At 51.9% G+C, this 13,604-nt stretch carries 9 protein-coding genes; 6 read left to right on the top strand and 3 right to left on the bottom strand.

Translation table 11 applies throughout. The features are described from left to right. Positions 1-146 precede the first annotated feature (146 nt). On the bottom strand, positions 147-1,652 hold the full coding sequence (glpD, locus tag PS053_RS12505) for a glycerol-3-phosphate dehydrogenase (RefSeq protein WP_000448105.1): 1,506 nt from the start codon (positions 1,650-1,652) through the stop codon (positions 147-149). Positions 1,653-1,841: 189 nt separating this feature from the next. On the opposite strand from glpD, the gene glpE reads away from it, so the two are divergent. From glpE to PS053_RS12490, 3 genes are read left to right on the top strand one after another with little or no spacing between them, the layout of a single operon-like run. Then, positions 1,842-2,168 carry a thiosulfate sulfurtransferase GlpE gene (glpE, locus tag PS053_RS12500; protein WP_256879186.1) on the top strand — a complete coding sequence of 109 codons (327 nt, stop codon included), beginning with the start codon at positions 1,842-1,844 and terminating at the stop codon, positions 2,166-2,168. Between the two features lie 44 nt (positions 2,169-2,212). Continuing rightward, entirely contained in the window at positions 2,213-3,043 is an 831-nt protein-coding gene (glpG, locus tag PS053_RS12495) for a rhomboid family intramembrane serine protease GlpG (RefSeq protein WP_256879185.1), read from the top strand. A 16-nt stretch (positions 3,044-3,059) separates the two neighbouring features. Beyond that, complete coding sequence (locus tag PS053_RS12490; protein WP_000815092.1) at positions 3,060-3,818, top strand: DeoR/GlpR family transcriptional regulator; 759 nt, start codon at positions 3,060-3,062, stop codon at positions 3,816-3,818. Here the strand turns inward: PS053_RS12490 and rtcR are convergent. Then, positions 3,800-5,398 carry a DNA-binding transcriptional regulator RtcR gene (gene rtcR / locus PS053_RS12485; RefSeq protein ID WP_256879184.1) on the bottom strand — a complete coding sequence of 533 codons (1,599 nt, stop codon included), beginning with the start codon at positions 5,396-5,398 and terminating at the stop codon, positions 3,800-3,802. The two genes, PS053_RS12490 and rtcR, sit on opposite strands and share 19 nt — an antisense overlap. 187 nt (positions 5,399-5,585) lie before the next feature. On the opposite strand from rtcR, the gene rtcB reads away from it, so the two are divergent. Then, positions 5,586-6,812 carry an RNA-splicing ligase RtcB gene (gene rtcB / locus PS053_RS12480; protein ID WP_113623080.1) on the top strand — a complete coding sequence of 409 codons (1,227 nt, stop codon included), beginning with the start codon at positions 5,586-5,588 and terminating at the stop codon, positions 6,810-6,812. 3 nt (positions 6,813-6,815) lie between these two features. Continuing rightward, positions 6,816-7,832, top strand: coding sequence for an RNA 3'-terminal phosphate cyclase (gene rtcA / locus PS053_RS12475; protein WP_256879183.1), 1,017 nt, complete (start codon positions 6,816-6,818; stop codon positions 7,830-7,832). A gap of 42 nt (positions 7,833-7,874) precedes the next feature. Here the strand turns inward: rtcA and malT are convergent, their stop codons facing one another. After that, positions 7,875-10,580 (bottom strand): HTH-type transcriptional regulator MalT, encoded by a 2,706-nt coding sequence (gene malT, locus PS053_RS12470; protein ID WP_256879182.1) that lies wholly within the window; start codon positions 10,578-10,580, stop codon positions 7,875-7,877. Positions 10,581-11,202: 622 nt separating this feature from the next. On the opposite strand from malT, the gene malP reads away from it, so the two are divergent. Next, positions 11,203-13,596, top strand: coding sequence for a maltodextrin phosphorylase (malP, locus tag PS053_RS12465; RefSeq protein ID WP_025238190.1), 2,394 nt, complete (start codon positions 11,203-11,205; stop codon positions 13,594-13,596). Positions 13,597-13,604 lie beyond the last annotated feature (8 nt).

The following is a 13,604-nucleotide window of genomic DNA, read 5'->3' as shown; positions in this document are numbered from 1 at the left end:
CGGGCCTACATGTTGAATGTAATTCATTGAATTTGCGATATTTGTAGGTCGGATAAGGCGTTCACGCCGCATCCGACAATAAACATTGAGCACGCTGCCCGCAAAGCCTTACCTACCCGGTCGTACCTCACAACCGGGTATCATCCTTACGACGCCAGCGATAACCTCTGCTGCGTATACTCCATCAACCACTGGCTCACACGAGATTGTTGTTCCGCATTCAGCCACATACCTTGTTTTGTACGGCGCCACAGGGCATCGTCGGCGCGGCGGACCCATTCGTGGTCGACCAGATATTTCAGCTCCGCTTCGTAGAACTCATGACCAAAATCTTCACCGAGGTCACTTATCGCCCCTGCGTTGCCGAGTAATAGCTCAGTGTTGCTACCATAGGTCCGTGCGTAATGACGTGCCAGCGATTCGGTCAGGAATGGGTAACGGCGGCGCAGGCGGGCGGCGTAATCGTCGCGGTCGCCTTCGATAGCGCCACCCGGTAGCACGCTCTCTTTCGTCCACGCCGGGCCAATGCCCTGATAATACGGCGTGAGTTTTTCCAGCGCGTGTTCCGCCAGTTTGCGGTAGGTGGTCAGCTTGCCGCCGAATACCGACAGCAGCGGCGCTTTGCCGTTTTCATCATGAATATCGAGCGTGTAATCACGGGTAATGGCCTGCGGTGAATCGGATTCATCATCACACAGTGGACGCACGCCGGAATAGGTCCAGACAATATCGTCACGGCTTAACTGCTTTTTAAAGTGCGCGTTATACACATTCAGCAGGTAATTGATTTCACTCTCTTCAATCTTCACCGCTTTCGGATCGCCTTTGTACTCCACATCGGTGGTGCCGATGATGGAAAACTCGTCCATCCACGGGATCACAAAGACAATACGTTTATCTTCATTTTGCAGAATGTAGGCCTGCTTTTGGGTATGCACGCGCGGCACCACAATATGGCTGCCTTTGATCAGGCGGATGCCATAAGGCGAAGGCAAATGCATCCCGTCGTCGAAGAACTGTTTCACCCACGGTCCCGTGGCGTTAACCAGGCCGCGTGCCTGCCATGTGTATTTTTTGCCAGTATCGATATCTTCTGCTTCCACAATCCACAGACCGTTTTCGCGGCGAGCGGAAGTCGCGCGGGTACGGGTTAGCACCTCACCCCCTTTGCGCACCACCATCTGGGCATTGGCTAATACCAGACGGGCATCATCTACCCAACAGTCAGAATATTCGAATCCGCGTGTGATTTCTGGTTTTAACACCGAATTTGCGCCAAAACGCAAACCTGTTGAACCCGGTAAACTGGTACGTTTACCCAAATGATCGTACATAAAAAGACCGATACGAATCATCCATGCCGGGCGTAGATGCGGGCGATGCGGCAGACGAAAACGCATTGGGAAGGCGATATGTGGGGCCATTTTCAACAGCACTTCACGTTCTGCCAGCGCCTCGCTGACAAGGCGGAATTCATAGTGTTCAAGGTAGCGCAGGCCGCCGTGAATAAGTTTGGAACTGGCAGAAGAGGTCGCACAAGCGAGATCCTCTGCCTCCAGCATCAGCACGGATAAACCGCGTCCAGCGGCGTCTGCCGCGATACCAGCACCATTGATGCCGCCACCTATCACAATCAGATCTTTGGTTTCCATGCTGCCCTCATTCACTTTCGTTAAAGCTCATAAATGTTCGTTATCGAGCATATTAGCAAAAAAACGCGCTTTAGGTAACATTGAAAAAACATTTTAGAGTGATATGTATAACATTATGGCGTTTATCTGCCGCTTCGACGTAAACTGTGCGGTAAATTTGCCCACTTGTATGTAAAGAAAGAGAGACGCATGGATCAGTTCGAATGTATTAATGTTGCTGATGCGCACCAGAAGTTGCAGGAAAAAGAGGCGGTGCTGGTCGATATTCGCGATCCACAAAGTTTCGCTATGGGGCATGCGGCGCAGGCTTTCCATTTAACCAACGACACGCTGGGCGCATTTATGCGTGAAAATGACTTCGATACTCCCGTAATAGTGATGTGTTACCACGGCAATAGCAGCAAAGGCGCGGCACAGTATCTGCTGCAACAAGGCTACGACGTGGTTTACAGTATTGATGGCGGTTTTGACGCGTGGCAGCGACAGTTTCCCGCAGAGGTGGCTTACGGCGCGTAACGCTTTATACTGTCCTCTTTTGTGTGGAATAAGCGACAGCAACGATGTTGATGATTACCTCTTTTGCTAACCCCCGCGTGGCGCAGGCATTTGTTGATTACATGGCGACGCAGGGCGTTATCCTCACGATTCAACAACATAACCAAAGCGATGTCTGGCTGGCGGATGAATCCCAGACCGAACGCGTGCGGGCGGAGTTGGCGCGTTTTCTCGAAAACCCGGTAGACCCGCGTTACCTGGCGGCCAGTTGGCAATCCGGTCATACTGGCAGCGGGCTGCATTATCGCCGTTTTCCTTTCTTTGCCACCTTGCGTGAACGTGCCGGACCGGTAACCTGGGCCGTGATGATTGCTTGTGTGCTGGTGTTTATCGCCATGCAAATCCTCGGCGATCAGGAAGTGATGTTATGGCTGGCCTGGCCTTTTGAGCCAGCGCTGAAATTTGAGTTCTGGCGTTACTTTACTCATGCGTTAATGCACTTCTCGCTGATGCATATCCTCTTTAACCTCCTGTGGTGGTGGTATCTCGGCGGCGCGGTGGAAAAACGACTCGGCAGCGGTAAGCTAATTGTCATTACCCTCATTAGCGCCTTGTTAAGCGGCTATGTGCAGCAAAAATTCAGCGGGCCGTGGTTTGGCGGGCTTTCTGGCGTGGTATATGCGCTGATGGGTTACGTCTGGCTGCGCGGCGAGCGCGATCCACAAAGTGGCATTTACCTGCAACGTGGGTTAATCATCTTCGCGCTGATCTGGATTGTCGCCGGATGGTTTGATTTGTTTGGGATGTCGATGGCGAACGGAGCACACATCGCCGGGTTAGCCGTGGGTTTAGCAATGGCTTTTGTTGATTCGCTTAATGCGCGAAAACGAAAATAATTCCAGGGATTTATAAATGAAACAAACACAACGTCACAACGGTATTATCGAACTGGTTAAACAGCAGGGTTATGTCAGCACCGAGGAGTTGGTGGAGCATTTTTCCGTTAGCCCGCAGACTATTCGCCGCGACCTCAATGAGCTGGCGGAGCAAAACCTGATCCTGCGTCATCATGGCGGCGCGGCGCTACCTTCCAGTTCCGTTAACACGCCGTGGCACGATCGCAAGGCTACCCAGACCGCAGAAAAAGAGCGTATTGCCCGCAAAGTGGCGGAGCAAATCCCCAATGGCTCCACGCTATTTATTGATATCGGCACTACGCCGGAAGCGGTGGCGCACGCGTTGCTCAATCACAGTAATCTGCGCATTGTTACCAACAACCTCAATGTTGCTAACACGTTGATGGTAAAAGAAGATTTTCGCATTATCCTCGCCGGTGGCGAATTGCGTAGCCGCGATGGCGGGATAATCGGTGAAGCGACGCTCGATTTTATCTCTCAGTTCCGCCTCGATTTCGGCATTCTGGGGATAAGCGGCATCGACAGCGACGGCTCGCTGCTGGAGTTTGATTACCACGAAGTGCGCACTAAACGCGCCATTATCGATAACTCGCGCCACGTCATGCTGGTCGTTGACCACTCAAAATTTGGCCGTAACGCGATGGTGAATATGGGCAGCATCAGCATGGTCGATGCGGTTTACACCGACACGATGCCGCCAGCAGGCGTGATGCAGGTGCTAACGGACCACCATATTCAACTGGAGCTGTGCTGATCCTGCACGGCTTCCCACGTCAGACCAAAACGCGCCAGGTATTTGCGTAGTCGATCTGCGTCGTTGACGCTGGCTTTGCCCTGGCGCGAAACGTCAAAAAGCTGGCGTCCGGCAGCAGAAAGCGATTTTGCCTGACGACAAACGGCAATAACGTTTTCCAGTTGCATACGGTCAAAGAGATCGATGTTTTCCGCTTCCTCGCCCAGCAATGCAGTCAGCACCGCGGGGCGACTCTCCTGCCAGTTATAACGCAGACGATCAATCTCATCGTCTACCGTTTTCAGAGTAATGCGTCCGTTATCGGCAAATGTCGCCATCCGCGTGACGCTGGCTGAAAGCTCGCGAAAGTTACCACGCCATGTCGCCTGGGGAGATGTCGCAAAGGCCAGCCAGGCGCGACGTGCTTCGGTGTTAAAACGCACGCTATCGCCAGTGAGTGAGGCGTGGCGCTCCACTTCATAATCCAGGTTAGGCTCAATATCTTCCTGGCGCTGGCGTAGCCCAGGCAGAGTGAAGGTCCAGAGATTAATGCGCGCGTACAGGTCTTCGCGGAACTTGCCTTCGGCAACCAACTGGCGTAAATCGCGCACCGTACCGGCGATAAGCTGAAAATCACTGCTCACCTGGCGATCGCTGCCAAACGGGTAAAAGTTTTTCTCTTCAATGGCTTTCAGCAGCATTGCCTGTTCGTCTGTGCCCAGTTCGCCAATCTCATCGAGAAACAACATTCCGCCGTTGGCGCTACGTAGCAGCCCCTCCCGCGATTCTCGCGCCCCGGTAAACGCACCTTTTACATGACCAAACAGCGTGGACATAGCGGTATCGCCGCGCAGAGTAGCGCAGTTCACCTCAACAAACGCGCCGCTAAACTGATGTCGCGCCTGTTTTAACTCGAAGATGCGTCGCGCCAGAAACGACTTGCCCGCACCGGTTGGGCCGTTAAGCAGGATCGGTGCGCGAGATTTAATCGCCACTTTTTCGATCTGCTCAATCATGCGGTTGAAGTGGGGGTTACGCGTGGCAATGCCGGACTTAAGAAAATCGAGCGTTTGCTGACGTTCTTCGGCAAAGCGGCTGGCGATGGCGTTATAACGGCTTAAATCGAGATCGATAATGGTCACCGCACCAGGGCTATTGGGCTGTTCTTTTTTACGCGGTGGCGAAGATTGTATTAACCTGGCGGGCAGGTAACGCGCTTCTGCCAGTAGAAACCAGCAAATTTGCGCGACGTGGGTACCGGTGGTGATGTGAATTAAATAGTCTTCTTTATCAGGTTGGAATGCGTAACCACGGGCAAAATCATGCAGGCAGGCGTAAACCTCCTCGAAATCCCATGGGTTATGCAGTTCAATCTCAACGCCCACCACTTCTGTTTCTGGCGAAACATTGGCGATATCGCGTTTAAGCGTTTCAAACAGCGAGCGTGAGCGGGCGTCGTGCAACAATTCCAGTCGATCGATGACTAACGATTCTTGCTGGCATAGACAGAGTGACGGACGCCATTTCGACCATCGCTGACTGCCGCGCCCGGCATAATCCAGCACCGTTCCGACAAAGCCAAAAGCCACCGTTTTACGCATCTTAGATATCCTTATAAAAGACGATATTTCATTATCGGTAAATTGGCTTTGCGGGAAATCTCCGTTTACGGACTGGAAGATTTTATATATTTAAAAACAATGAATTAAAAAAATAAGCAGCTTATTTTATTTTCTGGCACGACGGTTGCAATTATCAAGGACATACCAACGAAAAGAGAAAAACATAATGAATTACGAATTACTGACCACTGAAAATGCCCCGGTAAAAATGTGGACCAAAGGCGTGCCGGTAGAAGCCGATGCGCGTCAGCAACTTATTAATACCGCGAAGATGCCGTTTATTTTCAAACATATTGCGGTAATGCCGGATGTACACCTGGGTAAAGGTTCCACCATTGGTAGCGTGATCCCGACCAAAGGGGCGATTATTCCGGCGGCGGTGGGTGTAGATATCGGCTGTGGAATGAACGCATTGCGCACCGCGTTAACGGCGGCGGACTTGCCCGAAAACCTGGCGGAGCTGCGTCAGGCGATAGAAACTGCCGTACCGCACGGGCGCACTACCGGGCGCTGTAAACGTGATAAAGGTGCCTGGGAAAATCCGCCTGTTAACGTCAATGCGAAATGGGCTGAGCTGGAAGCGGGTTATCAGTGGCTAACGCAAAAATATCCGCGTTTCCTTAATACCAATAACTATAAACACCTGGGAACGCTGGGAACGGGTAACCACTTTATTGAAATCTGCCTTGATGAGTCGGACCAGGTGTGGATTATGTTGCACTCCGGTTCACGCGGAATCGGTAACGCCATCGGAACTTATTTTATCGATCTGGCGCAAAAAGAGATGCAGGACCAGCTTGAAACGTTGCCGTCACGTGACCTGGCGTATTTCACGGAAGGTTCGGAATACTTTGATGATTATCTGAAAGCCGTGGCCTGGGCGCAGCTTTTTGCCAGCCTGAACCGCGATGCGATGATGGAAAACGTGGTGTCGGCGTTGCAGAGCGTTACGCAGAAAACGGTGAGACAGTCACAAACGCTGGCGATGGAAGAGATCAACTGTCACCACAACTATGTGCAAAAAGAACGGCACTTTGGCGAAGAGATCTATGTGACGCGTAAAGGCGCGGTGTCTGCGCGTGCTGGTCAATATGGAATTATTCCCGGTTCGATGGGGGCGAAAAGCTTTATCGTCCGTGGGCTGGGAAATGAAGAGTCGTTCTGTTCGTGCAGCCACGGTGCCGGGCGGGTAATGAGCCGTACTAAAGCGAAAAAACTGTTCAGCGTGGAAGATCAAATTCGTGCCACCGCGCATGTGGAATGCCGTAAAGATGCCGAAGTGATCGACGAAATTCCGATGGCGTATAAAGATATCGATGCGGTGATGGCAGCACAAAGCGATCTGGTGGAAGTTCTCTACACTCTGCGTCAGGTGGTGTGCGTAAAAGGATAAATGATGAAAAGGATGATTACGCTGGATGGCGCACAGGGCGAAGGCGGCGGGCAGATCCTGCGCTCGGCGCTGAGTCTGTCGATGATAACCGGCCAGCCATTTACCATCACCGGCATTCGTGCCGGGCGGGCGAAACCGGGGCTGTTGCGCCAGCATCTGACCGCTGTAAAGGCGGCGACAGAAATTTGCGGAGCAACGGTGGAAGGCGCGGAGCTGGGGTCGCAGCGTCTGGTCTTTCGGCCCGGCACCGTGCGCGGCGGCGATTACCGCTTTGCTATCGGTAGCGCCGGAAGTTGTACGTTGGTGCTGCAAACGGTGTTGCCCGCGCTGTGGTTTGCCGATGGGCCTTCGCGTGTTGAAGTGAGCGGCGGCACCGATAACCCGTCGGCACCGCCTGCGGACTTTATCCGCCGGGTGCTGGAGCCGCTGCTGGCGAAAATGGGAATTCATCAGCAAACCACATTATTACGCCACGGTTTTTACCCTGCCGGAGGCGGCGTGGTGGCGACGGAAGTCTCGCCTGTGGCATCGTTTAACGCCTTGCAACTTGGTGAGCGCGGGAATATTGTGCGGATGCGTGGAGAGGTGCTATTAGCTGGTGTGCCGCGCCATGTCGCTGAGCGTGAAATCGCTACGCTGGCGGCAAGTTTTTCACTGCATGAACAGGCTGTTCATAACCTGCCGCGTGACCAGGGGCCGGGCAATACCGTCTCGCTTGAAGTCGAAAGTGAAAATATCACCGAACGTTTTTTTGTCATCGGTGAAAAGCGCGTCAGCGCCGAAGTGGTCGCCGCGCAGTTGGTGAAAGAGGTGAAACGCTACCTGGCAAGCCCGGCGGCGGTGGGGGAGTATCTCGCTGACCAGATTGTGCTACCGATGGCGCTGGCGGGCGCGGGGGAATTTACGGTCGCCCATCCCTCATGCCATCTGCTGACCAATATCGCGGTGCTGGAGCGTTTCTTGCCGGTGCGGTTTTGTTTGATAGAAACAGATGGCGTAACGCGGGTGAGCATTGAATGATACAGAGATGTAAGCCGGATCTGGCGCGTTATCCGGCTAAACTTACACTCCGTATCCCATCATCTTCAACAATTGCTGGGCGTGTTGTACCGCATCCTGGCGATGGGCCACGCCGAGCTTCTGGTACAAATTACGGATATGCGTTTTGATGGTGGTTGCCGCCACTTCCAGTTCACCGGCAATTTGTTCGTTGCTGTAACCAGAATAAATTAACCCTAGCACTTGCCATTCGCGCTGGGTCAACGGGCTGGTGCGGATCAGTTCTGGTACTTCAGGATGATTTAGCAGACGTTCAACGAAATTCTCATCGAAATGGGCGAATTTATGCCGATGATGTTGATTGATTTCCCGCAGAATACGCTGGGCGCGGTGCTGTTCCAGTTCTGGCAGTGTGTTAAGTTGAATTAACTGACGTAATTGCTGCGCCATCGCTTCGCCTTCGATGACAAAATGGCTGATAAAGCCGGTGCGATTCGCCAGTTTTAATGCGTCCAGCAACGCGCGTTGGGCGTCGCTTTTCCGCCCGGATTGCCAGTACAGTTGGTTGAGCAGCAGCAAGTTACGGTTGAGATCGCTCATTAATCGTAAATTGCGGGCGTTCTCGTTGAGTTCTTCGAGGACAATTTCTGCAGGTTCAAATTCACCCAGCAAGATTTGCGCACGGGCAATGTTGCGCCATTGACCTTGCAGGAAGTGGTTATTGGCAAACTCTGGCTTCGCGGTGTGGCGCAGCCAGTTGGCGGCAGCGGCTTTATCTCCGGTCATCTGCCAGTAAATAACACGGACTTTATTGGCGTTGGAGATCCAGTCGCTGTGATATTTACCATTCCCCAGCAGGTTTTCCAGACGGTTAAGTTGACTGCGGGCGTTATCCAGATCGCCACGGGCCAGTGAGCATTGAATTAACATTGCCAGGCACTGAAGCTGCTGTTGCGGTTGATAAGAAGATAAGACCTCAATCCCGCTACGCGCCGAGGCTTCGGCTTCATCCAGCCGCGCCCATGCCCATAACAGTTGCGCACGAATACGTACCAGAAACTCATGCATTGGCAGCTGTTCCAGATGCTGCTCGTTAATCAACTGGAACGCTTTTTCTTGAGTTTCCCACGCGGTTTGTAGAAACCCTTGCGCAAACAAAATTTCGCTTTGCTGGATTAAACTCCACAAGGCGTAGTGCCAGACATCGTGCTGGCGTGCCATCTGTTCAGTTTGCTGCATTAATGTCAGTGAACGGGTCAGTTTGCCTTTACAGTGCAACACTTCCCCCAGCACAGAGGTTGCGACAATACGGCTGTAGAACCAGCCCGGAGGCAGTTCTTCCAGTGCCAGTTTTGCCAGTCGTTCGGCTTCATTCGGATTACCGTCGTTAATCGCCACCTGGGCGCGCAGAGCGTTAAATTCTGCGTGCATGGTGCCTTCTCTGATGTCCTTGATTTCATGTTCGGCACGTGCCAGCAGGGTGTTCACTTCGCCATAACGATGCTGGCTTTGCATTAGCCAGGCCTGTAACAACACCAGTTGTGGATTTTCCAGCAGACTGTCCCACGGCAGGGCTTTCAGCGACTCTTCCAGTAGAGAAAGTTCGCTATGGTTGAACAGACTCCAGGCGTGATTAAGCAGGATATCGCGCAGCATCAGCGCATCGCCTGCTGCCAGAGCATGGTGAATAGCCTCGCTGGGAAAACCTTGTGCCATCCAACTTTCAGCCGCAGCACGGTGGATTTCCGGCAGTTCAGCCGCCAGCTCCCACTGGCAGCGTTGGCGCAGGAAGTTACCAAACAGCGGGTGATAGCAGAACCATTCGCCAGTATCATCCATCCGTTGCAGAAACAGACCCTGACGCTCGATTTCTTCAAGGCGCATTTGACCGTTATCTTCGCCAGTAACACGGGAAATCAGCGCGTCATTCATGGAACGCAAAATGGCGCTTTTCAACAGAAAATGGCGCGTTGCCAGATCAACGTTATCTAAAACCTCATCGACCAGATAATCGGAAAGATGGCTGGCATTGATTCCAGCCAGGCGGCGTGCGGATTTATGAGCAGAATGGGTATTTTGCCTTGCCGAGAGCGCGATGAGTTGCAACGCGGTCGCCCAACCGGAAACATCATCGCAAATCCGGCTGCTTTCTGCTGCTTCAATCGGCGATGACAGACGGCAATCAAAAAATTGCTTAGCTTCCTGGTGAGTAAACGCCAGTTGCTGACTGCCGATTTCCAGCAGTTGATCGCGTACACGTAAATTGGCGATACCCAACTGTGGAAGGTTACGTGATAACACCACCAGAGTGAGATTTTCCGGCTGATGACGGATGAAGAAGCGCATCGATTCGTGGATCACCGGATTGGTGATCAGGTGATAATCGTCGATAACCAGATAAAGTGGGCTATGCCATTCCGCCAGTTCGATGAAAAGCTGGGCAAACAGTGACGTCAGGCTGGCATATTGCCGTTTTTGCGTCATCGTCTCACTAATGGCGCAGTGTCCGCGGGTCGCCTGTTGCACGGCGGCAATAAAATAGCTGGCGAAACGCTCTTGCTGGTTATCGCCTTCATCAAGCGAGTACCAGCCCAAATCGTTTTTTCCAGCCGCCCATTGGGAGATGAGCGTTGTCTTTCCATAACCCGCAGGACTTGTGATCAGCACCAGCCTGAAGTTGTTCGCGCCGGAAAGTTTAGCCAGCAGGCGCTCACGAACCACAGTATGGTCGAGTCGAACCGGACGACTTAATTTTGACGGAATCAGCATAGTTAATCACTTCACTGTGGAAAATGAGGAAATATTATTTTTTTTGCGCTTCGTAATTAATGGTCATAAGGTCGGACAGAAACCTTTGTAATGCAAGCGATGGTGATTTTTTATGTGTCTGAATTTGCACTCTGTCACAATTCCAAACGTTTATTAATGGTTCACCTTAAAACAACGCTGATGCAGCGTAGATGCTGGGTTTTACGGTATATTCCTTATGTTCATTGTCCCTATTTAAGCCATGATGTTCTCTCTATTCCTGATGAAATTGCTATCTGAAAAGATGATATTAATAAATCCATTAAGAATAAGATGAAGCGCCATTGATATTTCATCGCCGAAACGGTTTCACTTCTTTACTTAATTTATAGCGTTACCTTCCGCTTTTTGATAATACGCAACGGTCATTTCTTACGCTTAAAAGGCAGGTTTTTGCTCTGTATGGCACCGAACAGATGCTTTGCAGTGGATTGCACTACCTTTAAGTGGTCGAGATCACATTTCCTTGCTCATCCCCGTTACTCCTCCCTGCCTAATCCCCCGTAGGATGAGGAAGGTCAACATGGAGCCTGGCAAACTAGCGATAACGTTGTGTTTAAAATCTAAGAAAAGTGGAACTCCTATGTCACAACCTATTTTTAACGAAAAGCAATTTCAGGAAGCTCTGTCGCGCCAGTGGCAGCGTTATGGCTTAACATCTGCGGCCGAAATGACCCCTCGCCAGTGGTGGCTGGCAGTGAGCGAAGCTCTGGCTGAAATGTTACGCGCTCAGCCTTTCGCCAAACCGGCGGCGAATCAGCGCCACGTTAACTACATCTCAATGGAGTTTTTAATTGGCCGTCTGACGGGCAATAATTTGTTGAACCTCGGCTGGTATCAGGATGTACAGGCGTCGTTGAAGGCTTATGACATCAATCTGACCGATCTGCTGGAAGAGGAGATCGATCCGGCGCTGGGCAATGGCGGCCTGGGGCGACTGGCTGCGTGCTTCCTCGATTCAATGGCAACCGTTGGCCAGGCTGCTACAGGCTACGGCCTGAACTATCAATATGGTTTGTTTCGCCAGTCTTTTGTCGATGGCAAACAGGTTGAAGCGCCGGATGACTGGCATCGCGGCAATTATCCGTGGTTCCGTCATAACGAAGCACTGGATGTGCAAGTCGGTATTGGCGGTAAAGTGACAAAAGATGGACGCTGGGAACCCGAATTTACTATTACTGGTCAGGCGTGGGATCTCCCCGTTCTCGGCTACCGTAATGGTATAGCGCAACCGTTGCGTCTGTGGCAGGCAACGCATGCGCATCCGTTCGATCTGACTAAATTTAACGATGGTGATTTCCTGCGTGCCGAACAGCAGGGCATCAACGCTGAAAAACTGACCAAAGTGCTCTATCCGAACGATAACCACACCGCAGGTAAAAAACTGCGGCTGATGCAGCAGTACTTCCAGTGTGCCTGCTCGGTGGCGGATATTTTGCGTCGCCATCATCAGGCGGGCCGTAAGCTGCACGAACTGGCAGATTATGAAGTTATTCAACTGAACGACACACATCCAACCATTGCTATTCCTGAACTGTTGCGTGTATTGATTGATGAGCACCAGATGAGCTGGGATGAAGCCTGGGCGATCACCAGCAAAACTTTCGCCTACACCAACCATACCCTGATGCCGGAAGCGCTGGAGCGCTGGGATGTGAAACTGGTGAAAGCGTTGTTGCCGCGTCATATGCAGATAATCAACGAAATTAATACTCGCTTTAAAACGCTGGTGGAGAAAACCTGGCCGGGCGATGAAAAAGTGTGGGCCAAACTGGCGGTTGTGCACGATAAGCAAGTGCATATGGCAAATCTGTGCGTAGTTGGCGGTTTTGCGGTGAACGGTGTAGCGGCGTTGCATTCGGATCTGGTGGTGAAAGATCTGTTCCCGGAATATCACCAGTTGTGGCCGAATAAATTCCATAACGTCACCAACGGTATTACTCCGCGTCGCTGGATCAAACAGTGCAACCCGGCACTGGCGGCATTGTTGGATAAATCACTGAAAAAAGAGTGGGCTAACGATCTTGATCAACTGATCAATCTGGAAAAATTCGCTGATGATGCGAAATTCCGCCAGCAATATCGCGAGATCAAGCAGGCGAATAAAGCCCGCCTGGCAGAGTTTGTAAAAAATCGCACTGGCATTGCGATTAACACTCAGGCTCTGTTCGACGTCCAGATCAAACGTTTGCACGAGTACAAACGTCAGCACCTGAATCTGCTGCATATTCTGGCGTTGTACAAAGAAATTCGCGAAAACCCGCAGACTGACCGCGTGCCGCGTGTGTTTCTGTTCGGTGCGAAAGCAGCACCAGGCTATTACCTGGCGAAAAACATTATCTTTGCGATCAATAAAGTGGCTGATGTGATCAACAACGATCCACTCGTGGGTGACAAACTGAAGGTGGTATTCCTGCCAGATTATTGTGTCTCGGCGGCGGAAAAGCTGATCCCGGCGGCAGATATTTCCGAGCAAATCTCCACCGCAGGTAAAGAAGCTTCCGGTACTGGCAATATGAAGCTGGCGCTCAATGGCGCGCTTACCGTCGGTACGCTGGATGGCGCTAACGTTGAAATCGCCGAGAAAGTCGGTGAAGAAAATATCTTTATCTTTGGTCATACCGTGGAACAAGTGAAGGCCATTCTGGCTAAAGGCTACGACCCGGTGAAATGGCGGAAGAAAGATAAGGTGCTGGACGCCGTGTTGAAAGAGCTGGAAAGCGGTAAATACAGCGACGGCGATAAGCATGCCTTCGAGTCGATGCTGCACAGTATCGGCAAACAGGGGGGCGATCCGTATCTGGTCATGGCGGATTTTGCAGCCTATGTAGAGGCACAAAAGCAAGTGGATGTACTGTACCGCGACCAGGAGGCCTGGACTCGCGCGGCGATCCTCAATACCGCCCGCTGCGGTATGTTTAGCTCGGATCGCTCTATTCGCGATTACCAGGCTCGTATCTGGCAGGCAAAACGCTAAGGAAGCTC

The organism is Escherichia albertii, from assembly GCF_028622335.1.
In the GTDB taxonomy this organism is placed as follows: domain Bacteria; phylum Pseudomonadota; class Gammaproteobacteria; order Enterobacterales; family Enterobacteriaceae; genus Escherichia; species Escherichia albertii.
The sequence above is the reverse complement of the archived record's forward strand: the minus strand, read 5'-3'. Positions and strand labels throughout refer to the sequence as shown.

What these genes read in the sequence shown, in the direction of transcription:
- malP (WP_025238190.1), top strand. Translation starts at nt 11,203, where the DNA reads ATGTCACAACCTATTTTTAACGAAAAGCAATTTCAGGAAGCTCTGTCG.
- PS053_RS12490 (WP_000815092.1), top strand. Translation starts at nt 3,060, where the DNA reads ATGAAACAAACACAACGTCACAACGGTATTATCGAACTGGTTAAACAG.
- glpG (WP_256879185.1), top strand. Translation starts at nt 2,213, where the DNA reads ATGTTGATGATTACCTCTTTTGCTAACCCCCGCGTGGCGCAGGCATTT.
- glpD (WP_000448105.1), bottom strand. Translation starts at nt 1,652, where the DNA reads ATGGAAACCAAAGATCTGATTGTGATAGGTGGCGGCATCAATGGTGCT.
- rtcB (WP_113623080.1), top strand. Translation starts at nt 5,586, where the DNA reads ATGAATTACGAATTACTGACCACTGAAAATGCCCCGGTAAAAATGTGG.
- glpE (WP_256879186.1), top strand. Translation starts at nt 1,842, where the DNA reads ATGGATCAGTTCGAATGTATTAATGTTGCTGATGCGCACCAGAAGTTG.
- rtcR (WP_256879184.1), bottom strand. Translation starts at nt 5,398, where the DNA reads ATGCGTAAAACGGTGGCTTTTGGCTTTGTCGGAACGGTGCTGGATTAT.
- rtcA (WP_256879183.1), top strand. Translation starts at nt 6,816, where the DNA reads ATGAAAAGGATGATTACGCTGGATGGCGCACAGGGCGAAGGCGGCGGG.
- malT (WP_256879182.1), bottom strand. Translation starts at nt 10,580, where the DNA reads ATGCTGATTCCGTCAAAATTAAGTCGTCCGGTTCGACTCGACCATACT.